We start from the raw sequence: 25,245 nt of genomic DNA on the forward strand, positions 1-25,245 counted from the left end.
GGCATGATGAATCCACACTATGCGCGTCTAGTGACGCTGGCAGCAGTGAGCGCAACCGCTGTGGCGCTGGTACTGTTCATAATGAAAGTGTTTGCCTGGTGGCACACGGGTTCGGTGAGCCTGCTGGCGTCGCTGGTTGATTCGCTGGTGGATATCGCCGCGTCGCTGGTGAATCTGTTGGTGGTGCGCTACTCATTGCAGCCAGCGGATACTGAACATGCGTTCGGCCACGGTAAAGCGGAATCGCTGGCTGCGCTGGCACAGAGCATGTTTATCTCCGGTTCGGCGCTGTTCCTGATTCTGACGGGGCTGCAACACTCGCTGGAACCGCAGACGCTGCACGCGCCGGAAGTGGGCGTGTGGGTGACGCTCATTGCGTTAGTGGCCACGCTGCTGCTGGTATCGTTCCAGCGTTGGGTCGTGAAGCGTACGCACAGTCAGGCGGTACGTGCGGATATGCTGCATTATCAGTCCGACCTGTTGATGAATGGTGCGATTCTGGTGGCGTTGGCACTCAGTTGGAAAGGTGTTACGCGCGCCGACTCGCTGTTTGCTCTGGGTATCGGCGGCTATATTTTATATAGCGCGTTGCGCATGGGGTATGACGCTGTGCAGTCGCTGCTGGATCGGGCGCTGCCGGATGACGAGCATCGTGCGATTGCTGAGGTTATCGTGAACTGGCCGGGCATTCGCGGCGCGCATGCGTTGCGTACCCGACGTTCTGGCCCAACGCGCTTTATTCAACTGCATCTGGAAATGGATGATGCACTGCCGCTGGTTCAGGCCCATCAAATTGCCGACGATTTGGAGCAGGCATTACTTAAACGTTTTCCGGGTGCTGACATTATTATTCATCAGGATCCGATTTCCGCCGTGCCGGAAAATCAGCGCGGCAGGTTGGCGATATAGTCGGCTATGTTTTCAGCATTTTATGTTAAAAACGTGATAGGCCATGAAAATTTATGCACAATTTAGCCTGACCTGAATCAATTCAGCTTCGGGTGTTTGTTATAATATGCTAATAAAAGAATAAGGCGTTGCTGCCGTGTCACGGCGGCGGTGAATTTACGATAGAAGAATCCTGCAAAATTACATCTACAAGTCCAGAGGTTGTCATGATTAGAAGAATCGGAGTGTTGACGAGCGGTGGCGATGCACCAGGTATGAATGCGGCAATTCGTGGTGTGGTTCGCGCTGCACTTACGGAAGGGCTGGAAGTTTACGGCATTTATGATGGTTATCAGGGCTTGTACGAAGATCGCATGGAGCAGTTGGATCGCTACAGCGTATCGGATGTGATTAACCGTGGCGGCACGTTCCTGGGATCTGCGCGTTTCCCGCAGTTTCGTGACGAAGCAGTGCGTCAGGTTTGTGTAGAAAATATGAAAAGACGCGGTCTGGATGCGCTGGTCGTTATCGGCGGTGACGGTTCCTATATGGGTGCCAAGCGTCTGACCGAAATGGGTTTCCCTTGTATCGGCTTGCCCGGCACGATCGATAACGATGTGGCGGGTACGGACTACACGATTGGCTACTTTACCGCGCTGGAAACCGTGCTGGAAGCGATTGACCGCCTGCGTGATACCTCCTCTTCACACCAGCGTATTTCCATTGTTGAAGTCATGGGACGCCACTGCGGCGATCTGACGCTGGCGGCGGCGATTGCTGGCGGTTGTGAATTTATCGTTCTGCCGGAAGTGCCGTTCAGCCCGGAAGATCTGGTCTGCGAAATCAAAGCGGGTATCGAGAAAGGCAAGAAACACGCGATTGTGGCGATCACCGAACTGGTGTGCGACGTCGACGAGCTGGCGAAATACATTGAAAAAGAAACGGGGCGCGAAACCCGTGCGACCGTACTCGGCCACATTCAGCGCGGTGGCTCACCGGTTGCGTATGACCGCATTCTGGCTTCGCGCATGGGTGCCTACTCGATTGAACTGCTACAGCAGGGCTACGGCGGCCGCTGTGTCGGTATCCAGAATGAGAAAATGGTGCACCACGATATCGTTGACGCCATCGAGAACATGAAGCGTCCTTTCAAAGGGGACTGGTTGGATACGGCGAAAAAGCTGTTCTAATCCACGAAAGCTGATGCGCTCTATCTCTTCGTCCATTTTTATGCAGATGTTGAGATAGTTTCGTGCGCGATAATGGCATTATTTTCATGCTACCTCGTAGCACGCGCCCGACACGGGACGGCTCAAGCGCCGCTCGCCCCGTGACCCCAGGCTTTCGGCGCGAATTATGCCGCTACGCGGTGCCTTCGTCGGTATCTGGCTTAAAGGACCGCTTGCGACACGTTCCCTACGTGGCGCAAGCTTGAGCCGCATCCCTGCGGCTCATCCTAAGCCCGCTATCTCCTCAGCATAATTTTTTACGCCGGATAACGGCAAAACTCGCGATGTCTCTGGGTTGACGTACAAGAGACCGCGCTGCATATATAACCGACGAGAATATAAACATCGGTTTTATTATTTTTTCCGCACGTCTAGACCTGCTAGCCTGCCTATTCCTTCCGTCTTGATGACACGCCGATTGCCGCTATGAACATCGATCTTCGCCAACTGCGCCACTTTATTGCCCTGATTGAGCATCGAAATTTTACGTCGGCAGCACAGGCGATGAAGCTTTCCCAATCCGCCTTCAGCCGCAGCATCCAGTCGCTGGAGCAGACCATTGGCACGCGTCTGATCGATCGTATGAATCAATTAGAGCCAACGCCGAAAGGACTGGTGGTGCTTGAACATGCGCGCCGCCTGATTAATCAGACGCACGATCTGTTTAACGATATTCAGCAATTCAACGAGAAAGAAGCGGGCGAAGTGAATTTTGGCTGTGGTCCAGCTCCCGCGGCTTGGCTAATGCCGCAGGTGATCGGGGATTTCTCGCGACATTACCCAAAGGTGCGGATGGTCTTTCGCGTTGATAACTGGCAGGCGCTGGGCCACCGGCTCATGGCCGAAGAGCTGGATTTTATCGTGGCGGACATGCGCAATTTTGAATTCGATACCCGTTATCGGGTGCAGCCGCTGAGCCAGCACCGTTGGGGCTTCTGCTGCCGTAGCGGGCATCCGCTGGCGGCGCAGGAAGAGATCACTGTCGAGCAATTCTTTTCCTACCCGCTGGCGGCAACGATCCGCCCACCCAACCTGCATCGTGCGCTGGTGCAACTGAGCGGTAAACTGGATATTCGCACCAGCATTGAGTGTGAGAATGGCTACAGCCTGCTGGATGTGGTTCGTCATTCAGATGCCATCGGGACAACCAACCATTTCAACGAGCCCGAACGACACGGTCTGCATATGTTGAAGATTGCGGGTCTTGACGACAACACCGACGAGTTTTATACCCACTACGGCATTATTTATCTGGCGGATGCCCGTCTATCTCTGCTGGCACGCAAGCTGATTGACACGTTTGTGCAGGTCGACAGCGACCTGCACGGTACGCCAGCGGTGCTTACAGCGGAGTGATGCTGAAGTCGCTGATTTCCTGACGCGAAAATACCGTCCGAAAGCCGAAATAGCCGGGAGCGGGCGTATTCGGATAGCTGGCGTGGAAATAGAGCACATCGTCGACCCAAAAACGCGTTTCCCGCCGATCCACCTCAATCACGATGCGATAGCGATGATTAGGACGCAGCAGGTGCGTGGCATCGGTGTATTCGCCGAGCAGCAGGCGCTCACCGTGACCGTCGTAATAACGGAAGCGCGTAGTGCTGTTCCAGTTGCCGCCCATCCCGACATAGTACAGATTCAGGCTGTCATATTCGTTGAGCTTGCCGTACCGGGTAAACAGGTTTGGGTGGTGCAGGTCGCGCGCGGCCCAGAACTGGTTCAGGTCGGATACACGGTCGTAGGGACGATCTGCGACCAACACTTCGCGCGTGAAGGCAATGCGATAGGTGCCTGAAAGTGGGGCGTCCAGCCAGATCGTCAGCCCGGCGGCGCTTTCCAGCGCCAGATGCTCTGGCGTGGTCTGGATTGCCGTGCGGTCAGGATCTTCCTGCTCCACCTGCCAGCGTAACGGCTGGCCGATGGAATCCGTGGACCAGATAAACGTTGAACGGTGTGGCGAATCAATAATGTCATGAGTGTCGTCTGCCTGCGGTGACAGGAGAAGCGTGTTTTCAGTACAGCCTGGGTCAGTCATGGTGATGTCCTGTAGCGTGCCGCCGGCTGGCGGCATTAAGAAGAGGGAATGTCATCCAGCAAAGCCAGCAGGGCGATGGCCGTTAACCCCCACTGGGCGACGGCGTTGGTCGCCAGATTGACGGCCGTAGTGCTGCCAGAATGTTTATCAATGGTGGAATCGATGACCGGCTCGTTGATGGGGTAGAGCACGGTAGGTGGCGTTACACGTCGCTGCTCGAGCGTCGGATGGGCGATGCCGCCGCTGCCAGCGGTAAACTCTGCCCAGGCGCGCTGTGCCAGTGCACGCTCGTTCAACCGTCGTGCGGCAAACGCAGTCAGTCGGGCATGTCCCTGCGCCAGATTGAGCTTTTTCACCGTTTTACCCACGGTTGCGCTTAACGCGATGGGGTCGTTATACAGTCGACAGTAGTCGAGCCACGCGCGTGTAAAAGCGGGATCGGGCAACGCTTCAACCAGCTCGCTACAGATTTCTGTCAGACCGAAAACCGCGCTCAGGTGTGAAATTTCTACCTGATCCGCAGACGCGGGAAGAAAGCGGCCGGTGTCGGGATCGATGGCGGCGCTGCCAGTGAAAAAGCCGTGCGGCTGGGCTGCAATGGTCTGCATACTGGTGAGCAGGCGTGCGCGCATTGCTGGATCGCCATGGCGTTCCCACGCGGTGAGCCACGCGGCAGCAACGGCCCCCCAGTCGGTGCCGAACCCCAGACTGATATGGTTTGGGTTATCGGGATGCGTCTGGCCGATTTTGCGGCCGGGCAGGACGGTGCCGAGCGTACGCAGCGCCTCGACCTGCTCGTCCATCAGTTCACCGATGCGCTCATCGGCAGTGAGGTAGTAGAGAAAGCGGCGGTTAGCGACGGTAGAAATGCGCAGCTGTTTGGCGCTGTCGCCCCAGTGGCGGACATTGTGCCTCGACCCCAGTGGACTGAAGCGTCCCAAATGGTGTACGTCCACTTCGCCCGTGTGGCGCGTCATGGCTTCCGCCATGCGAAACGCCTCAGCGCGCCCGCTGTGCAGAAAGTAATACCAGAGCCACAGATCGGTGCTGAGCTCCGAGTTATCCCACGCGTAGCCACCTACGTCGTAGCGCCAGACGTGACGGTCGCTGTCATAGGTGTGCATCACGTCGCCGAAATCCCAAAAGCCGTACCATTTCCGCTGCTCGACCTCCTGCTGGTAGACGTCGAAATACGTATCCAGCTGTTTCTCCAGCCGAATTCGGGCTGGCGTGGTGGCAGAGGAGGGGGCCCACATTGATCCAAACGCCTGCGCGCGGTGCAGATCCTGAGCGTCTGCCACCAGCAACGGCGGTTGCTGCATGCGTCGCGCCCGATTCACCAGATCTTCCGCGTCTGGCGTCGCAGGTAGCACATCAATAAACAGTTCGCTGGTGCGCGCTACGCCGACTGCCGAACCGAATCCCGGTTCGTAATCTTCATAGGTAATGGCCAGTCCTTCGCGCTGTTTGTCATGGGTATCCTGACCCAGCCCGTCATGATAAAAGCGCATATCCATCGGTTCCGCCCAGGGTGACCACAGCCAGAGTGTGACGGTCGCGACGTCGGTGTGAGCATTGTCAATTTCCAGACAGGCCGGGTAGCTCTGCCAGAAATGGCGTATCCCGAACGCCACACCGCCGGTTGGCGTGCCCAGATAGCCGACGCCCGCCGCCCGTTCGCCGGTGGCGGAAAGTAACCAGCCCTGTCCGGCCGCCGTGCGTTTATGTATCTGGAAACCGTCGGGATGGTGCTGCGTCAGGCGGTAGCTGCCAAACGCGGGAATATAATCCAGCCGTTTTCCGACCTCCGGTGAAAAATCCGCGATCGGCGGCGTGGCTTGCCCGGCCAACTGTGCTGCGATAACGGCCGGACCGGGATCGCGCCGTAGCCCGCTCAGGCCACGTACCGCCTCACGGAAGAGCCCGCCCTGATCCGAGACGAAACGGACGTGGCGGTCGTGCAACTCCCCCTGTAACGGAACGTCGAACGCCAGTCCAAGTCCTTTCAGGCTGACGAGGTCATCATCGTTGTCATAGATCAGCGTGTGTAGGACACGCAGTGAATCGGTGTTCGCATAGCTATAAAGCCGGATAATAAAGGGGATGCGCGTTACCCCCTGCTGTGGTGCGTGGTGTGTACCGCGTAGTGCAATCACCGTCCGCTGCGGCCCGTTTTGCTCCACCGTGACCGTGTCGATCACGCCCTGATATGCGTCCTGCGTCAGCGTACTCTCCGTTTCCGCGCCTCGCTGCATGCGCAACACCAGCCTGCCGTTGGTTAACGCCAGCCGATTATCCCGCCATATTTCTGAGATCAAACGAGTGCCAGAGCGTGGGATCTCGTAGCGAATGCGGCCCGTCTCCACCGTCCAGCCGTGCTCATGCTCGCGGACTATTGCTGAACCCGTCGAGCCGTCCTTAGCGGGAATCGGTCGCAGTATTAGTCCGTCTTCCGGCGGCGTGTCGCCACCCAGGGCATGTGCCGACCATTTAATCGAACCGTCCGGCCAGCGCGCCAGCGGCCAACTTTGCAGATCGTAAGCGCGCTGTTGCGCATCGCGCAGTTGGAAGCCGCTGTCGTTGCGCACCGCTCCCTGCGGCCAGGCGACGCCCCAGGTCACGCCGGTGAACGCGCGGGGCCGCTGCCCGTCCAGCCAGCGCAGGTTGACCTGCGGTGCGGATTCGCCCGCGTAGGCAGAGTCACGAGGCGCGGTGGCGTGCGCCGATGTCCAGAACGGAGCCGACAGCGCCAGCAGCGTGCTGTCGCGCAGGAAACGTCGGCGTGAGTAAGGCATCTTGCTCATGACGTTAGCCCTTGAAGTCGTAGCCGACCGATATTCCGACCATGCGCGGTTCACCGATCACACCCGTTGTGGCGCTGGAGCCTCTGACGGAGCGGTAGTAGTTTTTATCCAGCGCATTTTTCACCCATAGCGATACGTTCCAGCGGTTGTCGCCTTGCTTGCCGCCCAGCCCGCTGGACAGGTTCAGGACGCCATACGCTGGAATGCGATTGTATTCGGAATCGTCGAGCGTACCGTAGGCCCAGCTCCGCCATGACCATTGACCGGAAACCGAGGCTTGCAGATTATTTGGCGTATCCCATTGGTAACGCACACGCGTGTTGTAGCTCAGCGTCGGGGACTTGAAGACGCGTTTCCCCGACATATCGCACGAGACGGCGGAGATCTCTGCCGGGCAGCGGGCGTTAGGGAAATTCAGGTAGCGGGCATCCAGAACGGTACCGGCCAGACTGATGCTCAACCCGTCAATCGGGCGCACCGTCAGTTGCGTTTCACCGCCGCGCGAGCGGAATTTCCCGGCGTTAATCAGGTAGCTGGTATCCGTTGCTTCGTCATAGGCATTGTTCTGGAAATCTTCGACGACGCTCCAGAACAGCGCGGTATTCCATTCCACTTTGCGCTGTAGCCAGTGGGTTTTAACCCCCAGTTCCGCTGAACGGGTTTTCTCTGGATCGACGTACAGCGAATCGATTCCCAGCTGTCGTGCGGCTCCGGATGAGACGTTCAGGCCACCGGATTTTTCCCCGTAGCCCAACGTGACGTACGGAGTCACATTCGGTGCCGCAAACCAGTTCAGGCTGATGGAGCCCGAAGGCAGGCGGTTGGTTTGCGAGAGCGGGCCAGAGTCAAAGGTTGCGCGGTTTTTGCGCACAAACGTCCCCTCCTTTTTCTCATAGGTCTGGCGCAGGCCGACAATCACATCCAGTTTATCGGCGGCATGCCAGGTTCCGCGGCCATAGACGGAATAAACGGTGTCATCCAGCGTACCAAAGCGCTGAACGTTAATGCCCTGATAGCCATTTCCTACCCATGTCCGCACACGGTTGTCGTTGTAGTAGCGACTGTTTGCCTCGGTGTCGAGATTCTCTCCCCAGTAATCGACCCCCAGCGAATAGTCGAACGTGTTGCCTTTGGGCGAATCCAGCCAAAAACTTTGTGACCAGACGCGATCGCGTACGTCAGCGCCGCTATCGTGATAGAGCGGAATATTCCAGTTGTCCGCCGTGCTGGGTAATACGCGGAAATAGCGCAGTGACGACAGCGAATTGACGCTATAGCCGTTTTTCAGCCTCCAATTGGCCTCTACCGAGCCACCGCCTTGCGCAACACGAATAATATTCTCGTCGTCCATGGCGACCTGGCGACCGCCGACGACCTTGAGGCCGGTCTGCTGCGCACGGGTACGAAATGCGTCGGTTGCGCTCACCAGCACGGAAACCGGACGCTGGGTGGAATCGCTGTAGTCGCCGGTAATTCTGAGGCTAAAACTGTCATTAGGCTGATAAAGCAGTTGGCCGCGCACGCCGTTATTGGTGCTGCCTCCCAGCTTATGGCCGTTTTCTATATTCGTGACGTTTCCACCGCGTTCCGTGCGCGACAGGTTGATGCGTCCCGCCCAGTGGTCGCTGAGTGGCCCGGACGCCATCAGTTTGGATTGCAGATAGCCGCGCTGCCCGAAGGATTGCTCCAATGAATATTCAGGCGTGAAGGTCGGCTTGCGGGTGCGGATATCAATGGCGCCGCCGGTAGTATTAAAACCGTAGGCCGCGCCCTGTGGGCCTTTCAATACGCGGGTGCTGTCGATATCCAGCAAGTCATTAGAGATGACGCCGGGGCGGGATAAGTAAACACCATCGACAAACAGCCCTACGCTGCCCGGCATCCCGATATTCGTCCCGCTCTCGCCGCCGTCGCCAATCCCACGAATGGTCACGGTAGTGTCCATCACATCGACGGTATCGACATCCAGCCCTGTTACCAGCTGCGACAGTTCTTCAAAGCGATATATCCGTTCTTCTTCAAGCGTTTTGCCATCGATCACTGATGCCAGTGTGGTGGGCGGCTGAACGGGCGTACGCTGGGCGTTCACTTTCACGCGTTTTAGTTGAACGGGGGCGGCGGTCGTTGCCTCGGTTCGTGGAACGTTATCCGTTGTAATTTGCGGATCGGCTGCTCGCGCCATCGCAGGAAGCGTTAAGACGCAGCTCATTAAAATGCCCGATGTTATTTTGCGCTGGTGTTCTTTTAAATACTGCTGGTGTTTTTTTAAATACATAGCTTCTTCCGAATGTCGTCAATAGGCTGCCGATTGCCGTGAATGTCACGGCAATACGTGGGTTATAATTTGGGGGGGAGTAAATTACTGCGTTGCTTTTAGATAAGAGTCATCCAGCCATTTATCGACATCAAAAGGTTGCCGAATAAGACGTGACTCATAGGCCAATGTGACGGCGCGTTTTAATTTTTCCACAAAGGCTTTATCCAATTCGGGTGAAAGACGCTCGGTTAATGGCGGCAATGTATCCCATTCGACGCGTAATATATTTTCCGGATAACCTGATTGGGTGGCTAAGAGTCGAATAAATTCATCTTTATTTTTTTCATCGCTGGCCCAGTTTGCCGCTTCTCGTTGAACTTTGACCAGGCGGCGCAGAATATCCTCGTTACCTTTGGCAAATTTCTCATCCACCAGCAGGAAGCCGCTGAGCTGGCCTGCGCCATTCAGGTCACGGCTAGACAGTGGGATGTCCGCCAGCCCTTTATCTCTCAGCGAAAGCGTATTGCTGCCGCCCCAGGTGGCGTCAATCTGTCCGGCGGCTAACGCCGCGCTGGCCGCCGCGAAGTCGAGATTAATCAGCTTCACATCAGAGGGTTTTAGGCCCTGGGAATCAAGCGCGCTGACGAACGAAAGCTCACCGGCTGTTCCGCGAAAGATCCCGATGCGTTTACCTTTCAGATCGGCGATTTTCTCAATACCGGAACCTTTCGCCACCGCCAGATAGTGATTGATGCCGCGTGATGCCACGGCGATCACGCGCGTATCCAACCCGCGCGCACGGCCGATAATGCTGGCTAAATCCCCCAGATAGGCCACGTCAACCTGATGGTTGCCGAACGCTTCATTGATAACGGGGCCTGCGCCTTTAATAAACGTCCAGCGGACGCTGATCCCGTCTTTGCCAAACTCGCGCTCCAGCAGCTTCTGGCTGTGGATGACGTCAAGCAGGCCGCCGCCGCTGGGTTTTGTGCCTGCGCCGATGTCTGGCGCGGCAATACGAATTTCAGTAATCGCCGATGCAATGCCTGACCAGGCTATTCCCATTGCCAATAAGCTGGTCACTAACCATTTTCGTCCTGATGTTTTCATTTTTCGCCCGCCAGTGATGAAGTGTTTGAATGTGAGTGTGCGAATATCTCTGTTGTTATTGCGCCGGTTTAGCGCGGCGTCATCTTGTTGCAGAAACACATTTAAAGGCTTGGCAATAAACTGACTAATACAAAAAAAGCATTATTATTTTTAGTAAATAGCTAAATCAGCATTCATCGCTTATTTCATCGTTATGCAGCGAACGAAAAAAAACTATTCCAACTATGCATTAGCCTGTTTGGGTTTATTGCCTTTAGTTTGTCGGTAAGCAGGAACGTCATTATCTTTTCGATGAAATAAATAATTATATCCTAAATAATTCGAGTTTCAGGAAGGCGGCAAGGAAAGGAATCCCGATGAGCTTACTCAGGTAAGTGATTCGGGTGAGTGAACGCAGCCAACGCACATGCAACTTGAAGTATGACGGGTATAAATGAATATCGATATGCAGATACATACGTTGACTTTATTAAGCACTCGGAAAGAATCGCTTATTCCAGCGCTATTTTAGGTTACCTCTCAATGTCGCCTGCAAGTTAAAGCATGACGGGTATCAATCAACACGGTCAGGAGCACTAACCATGACGGAATTACTCTATGCGGGAGCGGTGTCAGGATCCCGGTCTTATTCACCGGAGCTGACTCCGCACGCCAGCCGGGTGAACGGCGTCGTGCAGTCGCGCGTGCCGGCGTTGAATACGACGGTTTCGTCCCGACCGGAGCGTTGGCTGGCGGCGATCGCGACATTGTTATTGCACGCGGCAGTATTGGCGTTATTCAGCAGCGCGTCGACACCGCCCGTTACGGTGCCCGCCCGGCCACAGCCTATTAGCATCGAACTGGTTGCGGCGGTTGCCGATCCGGTACTGCAAGCCCAGCCGGCTGAACCTGAAGTCGTAGCCCCTCCGCCGGAACTCACTCCGCCCGTCGTCGACAAGCCAGTGGATGACAACGCGCTATTGCCGCCGGAACCTGAAAAAAAAGAACCTGAGAGAAAAGTGCCTGAGAAAAAGCCGGAACCCGCGCCGAAAAAGGTCGCGGTGAAAAAGACCCCGCCTGCGCCGACGCCAAAACCTCAGGCTGAAACGGTATCGGCAAGTGCCCCGGTCACGCCAGCTCCGGTGGCACAACAGGCGGTCGCGCCACCCGTAGACGCGCCGTTAACGCCGCCGCTGGCGAATGCGGACTATCTGCATAATCCGGCGCCGTCTTATCCCGACGTGGCAATTAGCCGCGGTTATGAAGGCACCGTACTCCTGAATGTGCAGGTACGTGCCGATGGCAAGGTGCAAACCATTCGGATTCATCAATCAAGCGGCTATCCCTCACTGGACGATGCCGCCAGAAACACGGTGCTGAGCTGGTCTTTCGTTCCGGCGCGCCGCGGCAATCAGCCAGTGAGCGGTTGGGTGGTTGTTCCCGTCGATTTTTCGCTGAACTCATGAGGTATTGGTTATGACGCTTGGACACATTGAGCTTTTTTCTGCGGAAGGCGCAGTGATTCTGTTATTGCTGCTGTTTTCCCTCGTCACCTGGGGGCTGGGGCTGCTGAAATTCGTCCAATACGGGCGAGCGCAGCGGCGCGATCGGCGTTTCCGCGCGGCGTTCTGGCAGCAGGATGACGTGAGTCAGACGTCGGAAACCAGCGCCAAACAGCCCGGCTCACTCGCTAATCTGGCGTTGGCCGCCGTTAAAGCGCCGGAGCAGATGAGTGGGCAGCTTGCGTTGAATATTCATCTGCCCGATCGGGTTGAGCGCGCGCTGCAACGGCAGATTCAGCGCGAGCGCCGTACGTTGGAAAGCGGGCTGGCTGTACTGGCCAGCATCGGTAGTACATCGCCGTTTATCGGCCTGTTTGGCACCGTCTGGGGGATTATGGCGGCCTTACAGGAGATCGGGCTTTCTGGTTCTGCCAGTCTCGATACCGTGGCGGGGCCGATTGGTAACGCGCTGATTGCGACCGGAATCGGGATTGCCGTCGCGGTGCCTGCGGTGCTGATCTACAACTACTTTTTACGTCGCCTCAAGCTGGCCGTCGCGGACATGGATGACTTTGCCCATGATGTCTACAGCGTGATGCAGGCACACGATTTTCATGTCAGCACGGTTCACGCCAGCGCGGAGCCATCGTCTGCCGCCTTCTCCGTGAAGAACCTGAGAGAGGTGGTCTGATATGGCGTTTACCTCGCGTAATGATGAAGACGTCATGAGTGAAATGAATATCACGCCGCTCGTGGACGTCATGCTGGTACTGCTGGTGGTGTTTATTGTTACCGCGCCGATGTTGACTAATGCCATTCCGATTCAGCTCCCGAAAACGTCGGCGGTGGCACCCGCAGACCGTGCCGATCCAGTAGTGATTAGTATCGATGGTGAGCAGCGCGTGTTCATCAATAAAGAGAATCTGGCACGCGAACAGCTGGTGCCGCACCTGCAACAGGCTAAAGCAGGTAATGCGGAGCTGGTGGTGCAGGTGCAGGCAGATAAAGATGCGAGTTACGGTGCTGTCGCCGCGCTGCTGGCTGATGTCGAGCAGGCGGGGATTACCCGTCTTTCCCTGCTGACGCAAAAATAACGCCGCCGGATACCGACGATCATGATGCCCAAATATCCGCTGCGGATACGCTCCGCCCCTGATGCTTCGCTGACTGCCGTTGCGCTGTCGGCGGGATACTCTGCGTTAGTCGTGTCTCTGGTTGTGCCGCTGCTGGTGCTTGCAGGCTGGTGGCTTGCCAGTCGTCACGGGTGGATGTCTGAACAAATCCTGCCTTCACCACTGGCTGTCATCGATAGCGCACGGGCTTTTATCCCCGAAGAACTGGTTCATCAGTTGCCCATTAGCCTGCTGCGGCTGGCGATTGGCTTTAGCGGGGGGATCGTGCTGGGTCTGGTGCTGGGTAGCTTGTTCGGCCTGAATCGACGGCTGAATGCGCTGTTTATGCCGTTGTTCACCGTCATTGCGCAGATCCCGACGCTCGCCTGGATTCCGCTCTTAATGCTGTCACTGGGTATCGGGGAGGCGCTGAAGCTGGTCGTGCTGGTGAAATCGGTGACGGTGCCAGTGACGCTCTACACCTGCGCTGGCATTCAACAGACGCCGCAAAAGCTGCATGAAATGGCTCGTAGCCTGCGTTTATCGTCTGCCGCTTTCCTGCGCTACCTGATTCTGCCTGCGATGCTGCCCTATGTGATGACGGGCGTGCGGCTGGCGTTTTCTACCGGATGGGTCGCGTTGATTGCGGTTGAACTGCTGGCATCCAGCGAAGGGTTGGGCTATCTGCTGGTACAAAGCCGCCAGCTGTTCATGTTGGATTTAGTGTTCGTCTGCATTCTGATTATTGGAATCCTGGGATTTGCCGGAGAGCGTGTGCTGCTGAAGCTGGAGCGTCGCTGGATTCACTGGCCTGCACCGGTGCTGGGGCGCGATAGCTTGGGCTATGCGCTGCCGAGCCTGTCGCTGACGCCCTGGTTAGCACCACTGGTACTGGTTGTGCTGTGGCAGGTTAGTAGCACCTACGAGTGGGTGAATATGGCTTTCCTTCCTGCGCCGAGTCACGTGATCGACGCGCTGTGGACAGGTCTGGCTCAGGGAGGATTGCAGGCTGACCTCAAGGCCAGCCTGCTGCGTGCGCTACAGGGTTTTACGCTGGGGAGTGCGATCGGCGTGCTGGTAGGTGCGATGCTCGGTGGCTGGCGTATTGCCGACAGGCTGTTTAATCCGGCGCTGTCCGCGCTGCGCTGCGTGGCGCTATTCGCCTGGCTGCCGCTGATCACCGCCTGGTTCGGTTTAGGGGAGAGCGCCAAAATCGTGTTTATCGCCGTGGCGGCATTCTTTCCCGTGATGCTGGCAACCCGTCAGGGGATCGCCCAGCTTCCCCCTGCGCTGTTGGAAGTGGCGCAGGTGCTACGTCTGACGCCAGTTCAGACGCTCCGCACGCTGATACTGCCCAGCGTATTGCCGCCGCTGTTTTCCGGCCTGCGGCTGGCGTTGATGCACGCGTGGACAGGCGCGATTGGCGCAGAGTATTTCATGCCGTCGGGAGAAGGGCTGGGCGGCATGATGATTCGCGCGCAGCAGTTGCTTGAATCCGATCGCATCATGGCGGGTGTGGTGCTAATTGCTGCCGTCGCCGCGCTCTTTTCCCGGCTGATTACCTTATCTGAGCGGCGGTTGACCCGCTGGCGCTTTGCGTGACCGTTAACGGAGAAGCTATGTCCCTGCATTTTCAGCACATTACCAAACACTTTATCGTCAACGGCACCCCGCTGACGGTGTTGCAGGATATCGATCTGTCGCTGCATGCGGGCGAACTGGTTGCCATTATCGGTGCCAGCGGCTGTGGCAAATCGACGCTGCTGCGTTTGGCGGCCGGGATTGATACCACGGAACGCGGACGCATTCTGATTGGCGAGCGGCCTGTGCGCGGTATTCCCGACGATGTCAGTCTGGTGTTTCAGGAACCGCGCCTGTTTCCGTGGCTCACCGTGACGGACAATATTCGCCTCGGTATGCTCAACCTCAATCTTTCTCCTGCTGAAGTAGAGCGACGTATTGCGCACTATCTCCAGATGATGGGGCTGGAAGGCTTTGCCGACGCATGGCCGCATCAGCTATCCGGGGGAATGGCGCAGCGTGTGGCAATTGCTCGTGGGCTGGTGTCGACGCCGCGCATTCTCTTGCTGGATGAACCTTTTGGGGCATTGGACGCGCTAACCAAGCAGCAGTTGCAGGCGCGTTTGGCAGAGATACGCCAGCAAACGGATTTGACGATCCTGCTGGTGACACACGATGTGGAAGAGGCGGTTTTTCTGGCGGACAGGGTGGTGGTGATGTCGCCCCGACCCGGCCGGATTAGCAGGATTCTGCCGATAAATCTCACTTATCCCCGCGACCGAACTAGCACTGCATTGTTGGAGCAACGACAAGCGGTCAGCCAGGCTTTACAGCAGGCGGATACTGTTGAAGCCTGATGCTGCTGTCTACTGCTTTCTCTCAATCTTAATCATTGGTAGAAACCGCCGTGGAAAAGGCGGTTTTTCTTTTCTGCTCGTCACGCGAGATCATTCATTTTCAGCATAGTGAAGTCTCGTCATTAACTGGCATAATGCGCATGTCATTTTCGGTCAATACCTTAACAGGATATTCCTATTGGGTATGCGCAGGTGTGTTGGCCTATACTCGTCATACTTCAAGTTGCATGTACGTTGGCTGCGTTCACTCACCCGAATCACTTACTTGAGTAAGCTCATCGGGATGAAATGAGAGACATCCTGTCTCTCACCGGAGGCCAGCCTTTGGCTGGTCAAATTCGTTCCCGACGAATTTGTCCTTCTCTTGCCGCCTGCCTGAAACTTGAATTATTTAGAGTAGACACTCGTTAAGGCCGCGCAGGTGAGCGCCGATGCATAATCGTGACCGAGAGAAACACTTATTGCCGATACTTGCCGCTGAGAAAGGGCGGGTATATATCGTTATTATTGAGGTTTTCGCATGAAAAAAGTTACCGTTGCCGCAACACAAATGGCGTGTTCCTGGGATCTGCCTAAGAACATTGAAAACGCCGAAAAACTGGTGCGACAAGCGCATGCAAAAGGCGCGCAGGTTATCCTGATTCAGGAACTGTTTGCCGCACCGTATTTCTGTATCGATCAAAGCCCAGAGCATTATGCGCTGGCGCAGGAGCTGGAAACCAGCCCGCTGATTAAGCATTTTTCCGCACTGGCGGCGGAGCTGAACGTGGTGCTGCCGTTGAGCTTCTTTGAGCGTGCCAATAACGCCTATTACAATTCGCTGGTGATGATTGACGCGGACGGTGCCGTGCTGGACGTTTACCGCAAAACACACATTCCGAACGGCCCAGCGTATCAGGAGAAGCAATTCTTCATTCCGGGCGATACCGGTTTTAAAGTCTGGCAGACGCGCTACGCAAAAATCGGCGTGGGCATTTGCTGGGATCAGTGGTTCCCGGAAACCGCACGCAGCCTGGCGTTGCAGGGCGCAGAGCTGATTTTCTATCCGACCGCGATTGGTTCCGAACCTGCTTACCCGGATATCGACAGCCAGCCGCATTGGACCCGCGTTCAGCAAGGTCATGCCGCCGCGAATCTGGTACCGGTGATCGCCTCCAACCGTATCGGTACGGAAGCCAGCAAATACATCGACGGTCTGGAAATGACGTTCTACGGCTCGTCCTTCATTGCCGACCAAACGGGTGCGCTGTTGGCACAGGCCAATAAGACGGACGAAGCGATTCTGGTGCATGAGTTTGATTTAGAAGCCATTGCTGCACAGCGTGCGTCATGGGGCCTGTTCCGCGACCGTCGTCCGGACATGTACGGCAGAATCGCCACTTCTGACGGCAAGACCTGGAGATAAGTGATGTCACAGCTAGCTACTCCTCATCTCACCACGCCGCATCAGGATGGTTTTGCGATGCCCGCCGAATGGGCGCCGCATGATGCCGTGTGGATGATTTGGCCGTATCGCACTGACAACTGGCGCGAACAAGGCATTCCAGCGCAAAAAACGTTCGCGCGCGTGGCAGAAGCTATCGCTCAGAATACGCCGGTTATCATGGGTGTGCCCGCACGTTACATGGCGAATGCGCAACAAGTGATGTCGGTAAATGTCACGCTGGTGGAAATGGAAAGCGACGACGCCTGGATGCGCGATACCGGCCCAACCATCGTGCTGAATCAGGCGGGTGAACGTCGGGGTATCGACTGGCAGTTCAACGCCTGGGGCGGCGAACTTGGCGGTCTGTATGAAGACTGGCGTCAGGATGAGAAAGTCGCGGCACAGGTGCTGGACTATCATCAGGCTGCGCGTTACGCCGCGCCACTGATTCTGGAAGGCGGCTCGATCCATGTCGATGGTGAAGGCACATTGCTGACCACAGCGGAATGCTTGCTCAATCCGAACCGTAACCCGCATCTGAGTAAGGCAGAAATCGAACAGCTGATGCGTGATTACCTCAGCATCTCGACGATTATCTGGCTGGAAGAGGGCGTATACAACGACGAAACCGACGGGCATATCGATAACATGTGCTGCTTCGTACGCCCCGGTGAAGTGGCGCTGCACTGGACGGATGACGAAAACGATCCGCAGTATGCCCGCTCCGTTGCGGCCTATGAGGTGCTATCGGCCGCGCGGGATGCACAAGGGCGTGAGCTGAAAATCTGGAAGCTGCCGGCCCCTGGCCCGCTGTATGCGACCAAAGAGGAAGCGCAGGGCGTGGACAGCGGCGATGCGGTTGAACGCCTTGCCGGTTCTCGTCTGGCGGGTTCCTATGTGAATTTCCTGATCAGCAACCAGCAGATAATTTTCCCACTGCTGGATGAGAAGACAGATGGCGTTGCCCGCGACCTGCTGCAACAGATGTTCCCTGGCTACTTGATTAGCGGCGTGCCTGCCCGGGAAATCCTGCTGGGCGGTGGAAATATTCACTGCATTACGCAGCAAATCCCTGCGGTGAAGTAACTGTTGAGCCGTTAACTGACGGCTTAGAAGAAGGGTGACGGATAGGGATATCCGTCATAAAAAAAGCCGGTTGGCGCGAGAGCGTGAACCGGCTTTTTGATCGGGCGAAGGTTTGTTTCGTCCGTTTTCTATAAACGCTTAGCCGCGTTTCGCGTCGGCTGCGGCTTTCACGATAACGGCAAAGGCGTCGGCTTTCAGTGAAGCACCGCCAACCAGCGCGCCATCGATGTCCGGCTGGGTGAACAGCTCGGCAGCATTCGCTGCATTCACAGAGCCGCCGTACTGGATGATCACTTGTTCAGCAACTGCGGCATCTTGCTTGGCGATGTGGTCACGGATGAATTTGTGAACGGCTTGCGCCTGAGCTGGAGTTGCAGATTTTCCGGTACCGATTGCCCATACAGGTTCGTAGGCGATAACGGTGTTTTCAAACGCTTTCGCGCCCAGCGTGTTCAGCACGGCGTCCAACTGACGTGCACAGACGGCTTCCGTCTGGCCTGCTTCGTTTTCTGCTTCAGTTTCGCCAATGCACAGCACCGGAATCAGGCCCGCGTCTTTCAGCACGCCAAATTTCTTCGCAATGAATTCATCGCTTTCTTTGTGGTAGGTGCGGCGCTCAGAGTGGCCGATGATGATGTATTTCGCGCCGATGTCTTTCAGCATGTCGGCAGAGGTTTCACCGGTGAAGGCACCAGAGAGGTTCACGTCAACGTTCTGCGCGCCCAGTGCGATGCGGCTGCCAGCCAGTTGGTGATTAGCCTGATCGAGGTAGAGAGCAGGTGGTGCAATCGCTACGCCACAGCCGTCAACGGTGCTGAGCTCTTTACGCAGACCCGCGATCAGTTCGTTGACCATGTGAGTGCTGCCGTTCAGCTTCCAGTTACCCATAACTAATGGATGTCGCATCTTTTTTCCTCCAGCCGGAATCGCGAATGAATCAAGGCATTAATAAATGAAAAGTTTAATAAATCAATGCGTTATTGAGGCGACGCATAAATTTTACTGCCGTCAGGCAATATGACCTGCCCACAGTATAGAGACGAAATGTGATCGTGGCTCTGTTTTTCGTCATGAATTACCGTGTTGATCACGGTTCAGATAGCGTTAGCTTAATCGGTTCAACAGCAAAAGTTAGCCCTTTTTCGCCATCATCTGCAACAACATAACGCAAGGCGCCTTCCGTTTGCGGATAAAAGCGCTTTCCTTTGCCCTTTTCCAGCAGTTCGGTGACTTTTTTCACGCTCTGTTCTTCCGTCAGCGACGGGGCGAACGTGCGTGCCAGCGCGGCCATATAGTCGATAGCCTGCTTACGACGCGCTGCGGTCTCTTGATCGCTCTGTGGCTGCGGTAGCCAGGTGATTTGCAGCGTTTTGATTTTCCCGGTGCCTTTTTCCAGCGCGGTTGAGGCATAGAGGTGGTCGTTGATTCGGCTGGCGGCGCGGGTCAGCATGCTGGTGATATTACCGGTGTCGACAACCCGAAATTCACCGATCGGCAGCGTTGGGTTGCTCAGGTTGTAGCGGGAACGGAACTGCGTGATGGTTTGATCAAAGGTTGGGGCTCCGGCCAGCAGGTACGGCGCATTGGCTGAGGGTTTGGGCGGGAACGTCGGATCGGCTGCCGCGTGAGTCTGGTACAGCACCAGCGATGATAAAACCAACAGTGAAGCGATGCGTTTTCGTGTCATAGGGATTCGGGTCAGCCACTTCAGAAGATGTCCAGGCCAATAACGGCGGAATACGTTTGATTAAAGCGGCATTTGTACGTCGTTGTCAAAAATAGTACGTCGTTGTGAGAAATCGCACGTGGCTGACAAAAATCGCGTAAAGATTGCGGGCAACTGTCTAGGTTGAGGTAAAATCAGCCAGCATAAAATACAGATTAATTCGGTCAGACAGGCTGACAATTCAGGGCGTTATCGTTAATGACATTACAGCAGTGGTGCTTCTCGTTTAAAGGCCGGGTCGGTCGTCGTGATTTCTGGCTTTGGATGGCTATCTGGGTCGCGCTGATGGCGGTGCTGTTTACGCTATCCGGCCAAAGCTGGCTGGATACGCAATCGACGGCGTTTGGTTTGGTGGTATTGCTGTGGCCGACGGCGGCGATTATGGTGAAACGGTTGCACGACCGTAATAAGAGCGGCTGGTGGGCACTGCTGTTAGTGGTGGCGTGGATGCTGGCTTCGGGGAACTGGACGATGTTCTCATCCATCTGGCAGTGGGGAATTGGCCGTTTCCTGCCGATCCTGATTGTCGTGATGACGCTGCTCGACTGCGGTGTTTTCCTCGGAACAAAAGGGGAAAACCGGTTTGGCGTAGAGGCGGAGCCGTTTCGCTTCCGCCGCTAATTAAAATAACCGGCTGTTTACCAATAGTTTTCGGCTGTCATATGACCAGGTCTGCGGCGCAGGTGCTTGGTCATTTGCCGTTCTTCTTTCAGCAACAGCTGGGTGTCGCGCACCATCTGTGGGTTGCCGCACAGCATGACGTGGCTGGTTGCCGCATCCATCGGCAAGCCCACGGCAGCTTCCAGCGAACCGTTGCTGATAAGCTGAGGAATGCGGCCTGTCAGCGAGCCTGTTTCCTCTTCCCGGCTGACTACTGTCTGAATACGCAGCTTGCCGTGGTAGCGCTGCTGTAATTGCTGCATCAGCGGCAGATAGCTCAGATCGTGTGAGAATCGAGCGGCGTGAACCAGCACGATGTTCTTAAAGCGCTCCAGATCCTTGCCTTCCTGAAGGATTGACAGATAAGGGCCAATGCCCGTCCCTGTTGCCAGCATCCACAGCGTTTCACAATCAGGGACCTCTTCCAGCACGAAAAAGCCGGCAGCTTCTTTGACGATCAGGACGTCTGAGCCCGGCTTTAGCGCATGCAGGTGGGGGCTGAGCTTGCCTTCCGGCACCGTCACCAGATAGAACTCAAGCGTGGGATCGCTGGGCGCATTCACGTAGGAATACGCGCGCTGCACTTTCTCACCCTCAATCTCCAGCGCCAGTTTGCCATACTGTCCGGCAGTGAATGAATCGGTGGGCGCGTGAACCCGAATGCTAAACAGACTCTCTGTCCAGTTTTCCACCTGAACCACTTTGCCTGTCACCCATTCAGCCATATTTTTTGCTCCTGTTGTACCCGTCATACTTCAAGCTGCATGTGTGTTGGCTTCTCTTACTCGCCCCAGTCACTTACTTGAGTAAGCTCCTGGGGACTCGCGCGGTTGCCGCCTTCCTGCAACTCGAATTATCTAGGGTATTGACGCCACTATTCGTGCATTTAAGTCGTGCGTTTAAGATACGCTATTTATTAACAACTGTGAAACAATCAGTCAGCCGGGCAATCGCCTGTTACAGCAAAAATTCGTGCAGCGTGCGATCCTTGCGATCCAGATAGTGTGTCGACTTAATCCGGCGGATCGTGCGGGATTTGCCGCGGATCAGCAGCGTTTCCGTGGTGGCCATGTTGCCTTTACGCGCGATCCCGTCCAGTAAATCACCTTTGGTGATGCCGGTCGCGGAGAAAATCACGTTGTCATTACGTGCCATATCATCAAGTTTGAGGACGCTGCCCGCCTCGATGCCCATTTGTCGACAGCGTGCCAGCTCATCTTCACCGATGCGGCGGTTTTCAGCGCTATCGCCTTTAACCTGATGACGTGCCAGCAAACGCCCTTGCATATCGCCATCAAGCGCGCGAATCACGGCCGCCGAGATCACGCCTTCTGGCGCGCCGCCGATGCCATATAGCACGTCAACTTCGCTGTCCGGCATGCAGGTGAGAATGGATGCGGCTACGTCGCCGTCTGGAATGGCGAACACTTTCACGCCCAACTGCTGCATTTCCGCGATGGAGGCATCGTGGCGCGGTTTAGCCAGTGTCGTTACGGTTAACTGGCTGAGCGGTTTACCCAGCTTCAGTGCGATATTGCGCAGGTTGTCTGCCAGCGGTAGGTTGAGGTCAATCGCGCCTTTCGCTTCAGGCCCGACGATCAGTTTTTCCATGTACATGTCTGGCGCGTGCAGAAATGCGCCTTTTTCGCCAACGGCCAGCACGGCCAGCGCATTCGCCTGACCCATTGCCGTCATCCGCGTGCCTTCAATCGGATCGACGGCGATGTCTACGGCATCGCCCTTGCCGGTGCCGACCTGCTCACCGATAAACAGCATAGGTGCTTCGTCGATTTCCCCTTCGCCGATGACAATCTGACCGTTGATATTGACTTGATTCAGCATGATACGCATCGCCTGTACGGCGGCATTGTCGGCGGCATTCTTGTCGCCACGACCTAACCACTTATAGCCTGCCAGCGCGGCTGCTTCGGTGACGCGCGAGAACTCGATGGCTAATTCACGTTTCATAAATACCTGTCTGTTGTCGTTCGGGAAAGAAGTGGCCTTATGTTAGCCACTTAAGCCTGGATTTAGGTGAAACGCGGTGATGAGGTTCCCGCAGGGACGCCTCGCACCGTGGTCGCCCCGGTATCTCGGTTCTTAAACGATCAACATTAGGATATGGGCGAGGATTTTATCACAACGGGGGAGAGTGGCGGTTGGGCGATAGGGAAAAAACGGGCGCGACAGGCGCGCCCGATGTGGTGATGGATTAGGCGTCGTGATCTTCCCAGTTACGGGCGCGAGCCACGGCTTTCTGCCAGCCGCTGTAACGATAATTACGCTCCACGGTTTCAATGCTGGGGCGGAATTCGCGCTCGATCGTGGCTTTGCTCTTCACTTCGTCCAGATCGTTCCAGAATCCAGTGGCGAGGCCTGCCAGGAAAGCCGCACCCAGCGCGGTGGATTCGCGCACTTCTGGGCGTTCCACGCGCGTGCCGAGAATATCGGACTGGAACTGCATCAGGAAGTTGTTGGCGACCGCACCGCCGTCGACACGCAGCGCTTTCAGGCGGGTATCGGCATCTGCCTGCATGGCATCCAGTACATCGCGGGTCTGGAAGGCAATGGATTCCAGCGTCGCACGAATGATGTGGTTCGCGTTCACGCCGCGGGTCAGACCGAAGATCGCGCCACGGGCATACGGGTCCCAGTAAGGTGCGCCCAAACCGGTGAAAGCCGGTACGACGTAGACGCCGTTGGTGTCCTTCACTTTCGTTGCGAAGTATTCGGAGTCCATTGAGTCGCCGATCAGCTTCAGCTCGTCACGTAACCATTGGATAGAGGCGCCGCCAACGAACACCGAGCCTTCCAGCGCGTAGTTAACTTCGCCGCGTGGGCCGCAGGCGATGGTGGTCAGCAAGCCGTGTTTGGACAGCACCGCTTCTTTACCGGTATTCATCAGCAGGAAGCAGCCGGTGCCGTAGGTGTTTTTCGCTTGTCCTGGGTTGACGCAAAGCTGGCCGTACAGCGCCGCCTGCTGGTCACCCGCGATACCGGCGATAGGAATACGTGTGCCGCCTTTACCGCCAATGTTGGTCTGACCGTAGACTTCTGAAGATGCGCGTACTTCCGGTAGCATCTCACGCGGGATATCCAGCGCTTCCAGCATGCGGGTATCCCACTCCAGCGTATGAATATTAAACAGCATGGTGCGGGAAGCGTTGGTGTAATCCGTTACGTGAACACGCCCCTGCGTCATTTTCCAAATCAGCCAGGTATCAATCGTACCAAACAGCAGTTCGCCGCGTTTGGCGCGTTCACGAGAGCCTTCAACGTGATCCAGAATCCATTTCACTTTGGTGCCGGAGAAGTAGGGGTCGACCACCAGTCCGGTGGTGTTGCGAACGTACTCTTCCAGACCGTCTTTCTTCAGCTTTTCGCAAATGTCCGCGGTACGACGACACTGCCAGACAATGGCGTTATAAATCGGCTTGCCGCTCTCTTTTTCCCAGACGACGGTGGTTTCACGCTGGTTGGTGATACCAATGCCCGCGACTTCATCCGAGCTGATGTCGGCTTTGGCCAGCACTTCGACCAACGTTGAGCTCTGTGACGCCCAAATCTCCATTGGGTCATGCTCTACCCAGCCCGCTTTTGGGTAGATCTGGGTGAATTCACGCTGTGAAACGCTCACGATGTTGGCATCGTGATCCAACACGATGGCGCGGGAGCTGGTTGTGCCCTGGTCGAGTGCGACGATGTATTTTTTTTCCGGGTTCATAAATCCAATCCTGTAATGATTAACCGTGAAATAGGATGGTCGTGGCGTTAAGTTTAACGGCTTTCACGACGCGTGGTAGTTTCTGCCTCGGGTTCGCACACATCGCATGGCAAATTACGGCCAATCAGTGCGCGATAACCGAAGGCACCCAGACAGGCACCGATGATGGGGCCAAAGATAGGAACCAGGAAGTAAGGGATTTCGCGTGCGCCAGTAAAGGCGACGTTGCCCCAACCCGCCAGGAAAGCGAACAGCTTAGGACCAAAGTCACGCGCCGGGTTGAGGGCGAAGCCGGTCAGCGGCCCCATAGATGCACCGATGACAGCAATCAGAATACCGATCAGCAGGGGAGCGAGTGGCCCGCGTGGGATACCGTTACCATCATCGGTCAGCGCCAGAATCAGACACATCAGGATGGCGGTGATGACGGTTTCAACCAGCAGCGCCTGCATGACGGAAATGTGCGGGTTCGGATACGTTGAGAAAATGCCGGCTAAACTCAGGCTTTCCGTACTGCCGCGCACCATGTTGTTGGTCTGCTCGAAATCAACGAACAGATTGTGATACAGACCGTAGACCAGTGCGGCGGCACAAAATGCCCCGGCAATCTGCGCCAGAATGTAAGGCACCACTTTGCGCCCATCGAAACAGGCAAACAGCCACAGCGCGATGGTTACTGCTGGGTTGAGGTGGGCACCGGAAATCGCGGCGGTCAGGTAGATTGCCATCGCAACCCCCAGACCCCAAATGATGCTGATCTCCCACTGTCCGAAGCTGGCTCCCGCCAGTTTCAATGCGGCGACGCAGCCGACACCGAAGAAAATCAGCAGGCCAGTGCCGAGAAACTCGGCGATACACTGGCCTTTTAGCGTTGAACGTTCTGCTTGGCTCATATTTTTTTCCTGCTGGGTAACATACAGAGTGGTAGGTCTAAGGATACCGCTGAGTGGCATCCTCTGTTTTAAATGTATTTATGATGTGAATTTATCGTTAATGCTCGAAAACGAGAAATATCGAAATTGAAATGTGTGTTGCGCGTCAAGAAAATGAGCGTATTCGCTTATAAAATGACTCGCCGTGGTTTTTCGCACAAGGTTGATAGTAACGCTCAGGTTAAATTTATTAACACTTACCCGTCATACTTCAAACTGTATGTGCGTTGGCTTCCCTTACTCACCCCAGTCACTTACTGGTGTAAGCTCCTGGGGATTCGAGCGATTGCCGCCTTCCTACAATTTGAATTATTTTGGGTAACATAGGAGTAATGGGGAAGCGAACAGGAGTAGTTTTCAACCTATGCCACTCGCTTTTCCGTTTGCGCAGCCTGTT

21 protein-coding genes are annotated in these 25,245 nt (G+C 55.9%); 11 read left to right on the forward strand and 10 right to left on the reverse strand.

Features of this window, described 5'->3' with window-relative positions; genetic code table 11:
* The first annotated feature begins 6 nt into the window (after nucleotides 1–6).
* The 3 genes from fieF (at nucleotide 7) to WCT94_RS13840 (ending at nucleotide 3,473) form a co-directional block, all read left to right on the forward strand.
* Nucleotides 7–909, forward strand: a complete 903-nt coding sequence (gene fieF, locus WCT94_RS13830) for a CDF family cation-efflux transporter FieF (RefSeq protein ID WP_336870051.1) — start codon at nucleotides 7–9, stop codon at nucleotides 907–909.
* A 206-nt stretch (nucleotides 910–1,115) separates the two neighbouring features.
* Nucleotides 1,116–2,078, forward strand: a complete 963-nt coding sequence (pfkA, locus tag WCT94_RS13835; protein ID WP_012772882.1) for a 6-phosphofructokinase — start codon at nucleotides 1,116–1,118, stop codon at nucleotides 2,076–2,078.
* Between the two features lie 465 nt (nucleotides 2,079–2,543).
* Nucleotides 2,544–3,473 (forward strand): LysR family transcriptional regulator, encoded by a 930-nt coding sequence (locus tag WCT94_RS13840; protein ID WP_012772883.1) that lies wholly within the window; start codon nucleotides 2,544–2,546, stop codon nucleotides 3,471–3,473.
* Here WCT94_RS13840 and WCT94_RS13845 read toward each other — a convergent pair.
* From WCT94_RS13845 to WCT94_RS13860, 4 genes are all read right to left on the reverse strand, one after another.
* Nucleotides 3,460–4,188 carry a DUF6250 domain-containing protein gene (locus WCT94_RS13845; RefSeq protein WP_336870019.1) on the reverse strand — a complete coding sequence of 243 codons (729 nt, stop codon included), beginning with the start codon at nucleotides 4,186–4,188 and terminating at the stop codon, nucleotides 3,460–3,462. The two genes, WCT94_RS13840 and WCT94_RS13845, sit on opposite strands and share 14 nt — an antisense overlap.
* Complete coding sequence (locus WCT94_RS13850) at nucleotides 4,188–6,956, reverse strand: exo-rhamnogalacturonan lyase family protein (RefSeq protein ID WP_336870020.1); 2,769 nt, start codon at nucleotides 6,954–6,956, stop codon at nucleotides 4,188–4,190. The genes WCT94_RS13845 and WCT94_RS13850 overlap by 1 nt, the downstream gene beginning before the upstream one ends.
* A 4-nt stretch (nucleotides 6,957–6,960) precedes the next feature.
* Complete coding sequence (locus tag WCT94_RS13855; protein ID WP_336870022.1) at nucleotides 6,961–9,231, reverse strand: TonB-dependent receptor; 2,271 nt, start codon at nucleotides 9,229–9,231, stop codon at nucleotides 6,961–6,963.
* Nucleotides 9,232–9,315: 84 nt separating this feature from the next.
* Nucleotides 9,316–10,323 (reverse strand): ABC transporter substrate-binding protein, encoded by a 1,008-nt coding sequence (locus tag WCT94_RS13860; protein WP_336870023.1) that lies wholly within the window; start codon nucleotides 10,321–10,323, stop codon nucleotides 9,316–9,318.
* 581 nt (nucleotides 10,324–10,904) lie between these two features.
* On the opposite strand from WCT94_RS13860, the gene WCT94_RS13865 reads away from it, so the two are divergent.
* The 7 genes from WCT94_RS13865 to aguA all read left to right on the forward strand — a co-directional run bounded on the left by WCT94_RS13865 (nucleotide 10,905) and on the right by aguA (nucleotide 17,806).
* On the forward strand, nucleotides 10,905–11,768 hold the full coding sequence (locus WCT94_RS13865; RefSeq protein WP_336870024.1) for an energy transducer TonB: 864 nt from the start codon (nucleotides 10,905–10,907) through the stop codon (nucleotides 11,766–11,768).
* 10 nt (nucleotides 11,769–11,778) lie between these two features.
* The gene (locus WCT94_RS13870) at nucleotides 11,779–12,495 is read left to right on the forward strand and encodes a MotA/TolQ/ExbB proton channel family protein (protein WP_336870025.1); all 717 of its coding nucleotides are present in this window, start codon (nucleotides 11,779–11,781) and stop codon (nucleotides 12,493–12,495) included.
* 1 nt (nucleotide 12,496) lies between these two features.
* On the forward strand, nucleotides 12,497–12,898 hold the full coding sequence (locus WCT94_RS13875) for an ExbD/TolR family protein (protein WP_336870026.1): 402 nt from the start codon (nucleotides 12,497–12,499) through the stop codon (nucleotides 12,896–12,898).
* Between the two features lie 21 nt (nucleotides 12,899–12,919).
* Nucleotides 12,920–14,518, forward strand: coding sequence for an ABC transporter permease (locus WCT94_RS13880; protein ID WP_336870027.1), 1,599 nt, complete (start codon nucleotides 12,920–12,922; stop codon nucleotides 14,516–14,518).
* Nucleotides 14,519–14,535: 17 nt separating this feature from the next.
* Nucleotides 14,536–15,294, forward strand: a complete 759-nt coding sequence (locus WCT94_RS13885) for an ABC transporter ATP-binding protein (protein WP_336870028.1) — start codon at nucleotides 14,536–14,538, stop codon at nucleotides 15,292–15,294.
* 520 nt (nucleotides 15,295–15,814) lie between these two features.
* Nucleotides 15,815–16,699: an N-carbamoylputrescine amidase gene (gene aguB, locus WCT94_RS13890; protein ID WP_336870029.1), complete on the forward strand. Its 885-nt coding sequence runs from the start codon at nucleotides 15,815–15,817 to the stop codon at nucleotides 16,697–16,699.
* A gap of 3 nt (nucleotides 16,700–16,702) precedes the next feature.
* Nucleotides 16,703–17,806, forward strand: a complete 1,104-nt coding sequence (gene aguA, locus WCT94_RS13895) for an agmatine deiminase (RefSeq protein WP_336870030.1) — start codon at nucleotides 16,703–16,705, stop codon at nucleotides 17,804–17,806.
* Between the two features lie 138 nt (nucleotides 17,807–17,944).
* Here the strand turns inward: aguA and tpiA are convergent, their stop codons facing one another.
* On the reverse strand, nucleotides 17,945–18,712 hold the full coding sequence (gene tpiA, locus WCT94_RS13900; protein WP_225086490.1) for a triose-phosphate isomerase: 768 nt from the start codon (nucleotides 18,710–18,712) through the stop codon (nucleotides 17,945–17,947).
* A gap of 181 nt (nucleotides 18,713–18,893) precedes the next feature.
* Entirely contained in the window at nucleotides 18,894–19,493 is a 600-nt protein-coding gene (locus WCT94_RS13905) for a YiiQ family protein (protein WP_336870031.1), read from the reverse strand.
* Between the two features lie 237 nt (nucleotides 19,494–19,730).
* Here WCT94_RS13905 and WCT94_RS13910 point away from each other — a divergent pair, with 237 nt between their 5' ends.
* Nucleotides 19,731–20,153: a DUF805 domain-containing protein gene (locus WCT94_RS13910; protein WP_319849604.1), complete on the forward strand. Its 423-nt coding sequence runs from the start codon at nucleotides 19,731–19,733 to the stop codon at nucleotides 20,151–20,153.
* 17 nt (nucleotides 20,154–20,170) lie between these two features.
* On the opposite strand, the gene fpr is transcribed toward WCT94_RS13910, so the two are convergent.
* From fpr to WCT94_RS13930, 4 genes are all read right to left on the reverse strand, one after another.
* The gene (gene fpr, locus WCT94_RS13915; protein WP_336870032.1) at nucleotides 20,171–20,917 is read right to left on the reverse strand and encodes a ferredoxin--NADP(+) reductase; all 747 of its coding nucleotides are present in this window, start codon (nucleotides 20,915–20,917) and stop codon (nucleotides 20,171–20,173) included.
* A 232-nt stretch (nucleotides 20,918–21,149) separates the two neighbouring features.
* A complete protein-coding gene (gene glpX, locus WCT94_RS13920) occupies nucleotides 21,150–22,160 on the reverse strand; it encodes a class II fructose-bisphosphatase (RefSeq protein WP_182101209.1) in 1,011 nt (336 codons plus the stop codon).
* Between the two features lie 244 nt (nucleotides 22,161–22,404).
* Nucleotides 22,405–23,916, reverse strand: coding sequence for a glycerol kinase GlpK (gene glpK, locus WCT94_RS13925; RefSeq protein WP_012772900.1), 1,512 nt, complete (start codon nucleotides 23,914–23,916; stop codon nucleotides 22,405–22,407).
* A 53-nt stretch (nucleotides 23,917–23,969) separates the two neighbouring features.
* A complete protein-coding gene (locus tag WCT94_RS13930) occupies nucleotides 23,970–24,809 on the reverse strand; it encodes an MIP/aquaporin family protein (protein WP_012772901.1) in 840 nt (279 codons plus the stop codon).
* Nucleotides 24,810–25,245: the final 436 nt, after the last annotated feature.

Origin of the sequence: Pectobacterium sp. 1950-15, from assembly GCF_037136835.1 — a bacterium.
Classification (GTDB): Bacteria; Pseudomonadota; Gammaproteobacteria; order Enterobacterales; family Enterobacteriaceae; genus Pectobacterium.

Coding starts and splice junctions, on each gene's coding strand:
- WCT94_RS13905 (WP_336870031.1), bottom strand. CDS start 19,493: ATGACACGAAAACGCATCGCTTCACTGTTGGTTTTATCATCGCTGGTG.
- fpr (WP_336870032.1), bottom strand. CDS start 20,917: ATGGCTGAATGGGTGACAGGCAAAGTGGTTCAGGTGGAAAACTGGACA.
- aguB (WP_336870029.1), top strand. CDS start 15,815: ATGAAAAAAGTTACCGTTGCCGCAACACAAATGGCGTGTTCCTGGGAT.
- WCT94_RS13840 (WP_012772883.1), top strand. CDS start 2,544: ATGAACATCGATCTTCGCCAACTGCGCCACTTTATTGCCCTGATTGAG.
- WCT94_RS13930 (WP_012772901.1), bottom strand. CDS start 24,809: ATGAGCCAAGCAGAACGTTCAACGCTAAAAGGCCAGTGTATCGCCGAG.
- glpK (WP_012772900.1), bottom strand. CDS start 23,916: ATGAACCCGGAAAAAAAATACATCGTCGCACTCGACCAGGGCACAACC.
- WCT94_RS13885 (WP_336870028.1), top strand. CDS start 14,536: ATGTCCCTGCATTTTCAGCACATTACCAAACACTTTATCGTCAACGGC.
- WCT94_RS13845 (WP_336870019.1), bottom strand. CDS start 4,188: ATGCCGCCAGCCGGCGGCACGCTACAGGACATCACCATGACTGACCCA.
- WCT94_RS13860 (WP_336870023.1), bottom strand. CDS start 10,323: ATGAAAACATCAGGACGAAAATGGTTAGTGACCAGCTTATTGGCAATG.
- WCT94_RS13870 (WP_336870025.1), top strand. CDS start 11,779: ATGACGCTTGGACACATTGAGCTTTTTTCTGCGGAAGGCGCAGTGATT.
- pfkA (WP_012772882.1), top strand. CDS start 1,116: ATGATTAGAAGAATCGGAGTGTTGACGAGCGGTGGCGATGCACCAGGT.
- WCT94_RS13855 (WP_336870022.1), bottom strand. CDS start 9,231: ATGTATTTAAAAAAACACCAGCAGTATTTAAAAGAACACCAGCGCAAA.
- WCT94_RS13865 (WP_336870024.1), top strand. CDS start 10,905: ATGACGGAATTACTCTATGCGGGAGCGGTGTCAGGATCCCGGTCTTAT.
- WCT94_RS13910 (WP_319849604.1), top strand. CDS start 19,731: ATGACATTACAGCAGTGGTGCTTCTCGTTTAAAGGCCGGGTCGGTCGT.
- WCT94_RS13880 (WP_336870027.1), top strand. CDS start 12,920: ATGATGCCCAAATATCCGCTGCGGATACGCTCCGCCCCTGATGCTTCG.
- glpX (WP_182101209.1), bottom strand. CDS start 22,160: ATGAAACGTGAATTAGCCATCGAGTTCTCGCGCGTCACCGAAGCAGCC.
- tpiA (WP_225086490.1), bottom strand. CDS start 18,712: ATGCGACATCCATTAGTTATGGGTAACTGGAAGCTGAACGGCAGCACT.
- WCT94_RS13875 (WP_336870026.1), top strand. CDS start 12,497: ATGGCGTTTACCTCGCGTAATGATGAAGACGTCATGAGTGAAATGAAT.
- aguA (WP_336870030.1), top strand. CDS start 16,703: ATGTCACAGCTAGCTACTCCTCATCTCACCACGCCGCATCAGGATGGT.
- WCT94_RS13850 (WP_336870020.1), bottom strand. CDS start 6,956: ATGAGCAAGATGCCTTACTCACGCCGACGTTTCCTGCGCGACAGCACG.
- fieF (WP_336870051.1), top strand. CDS start 7: ATGAATCCACACTATGCGCGTCTAGTGACGCTGGCAGCAGTGAGCGCA.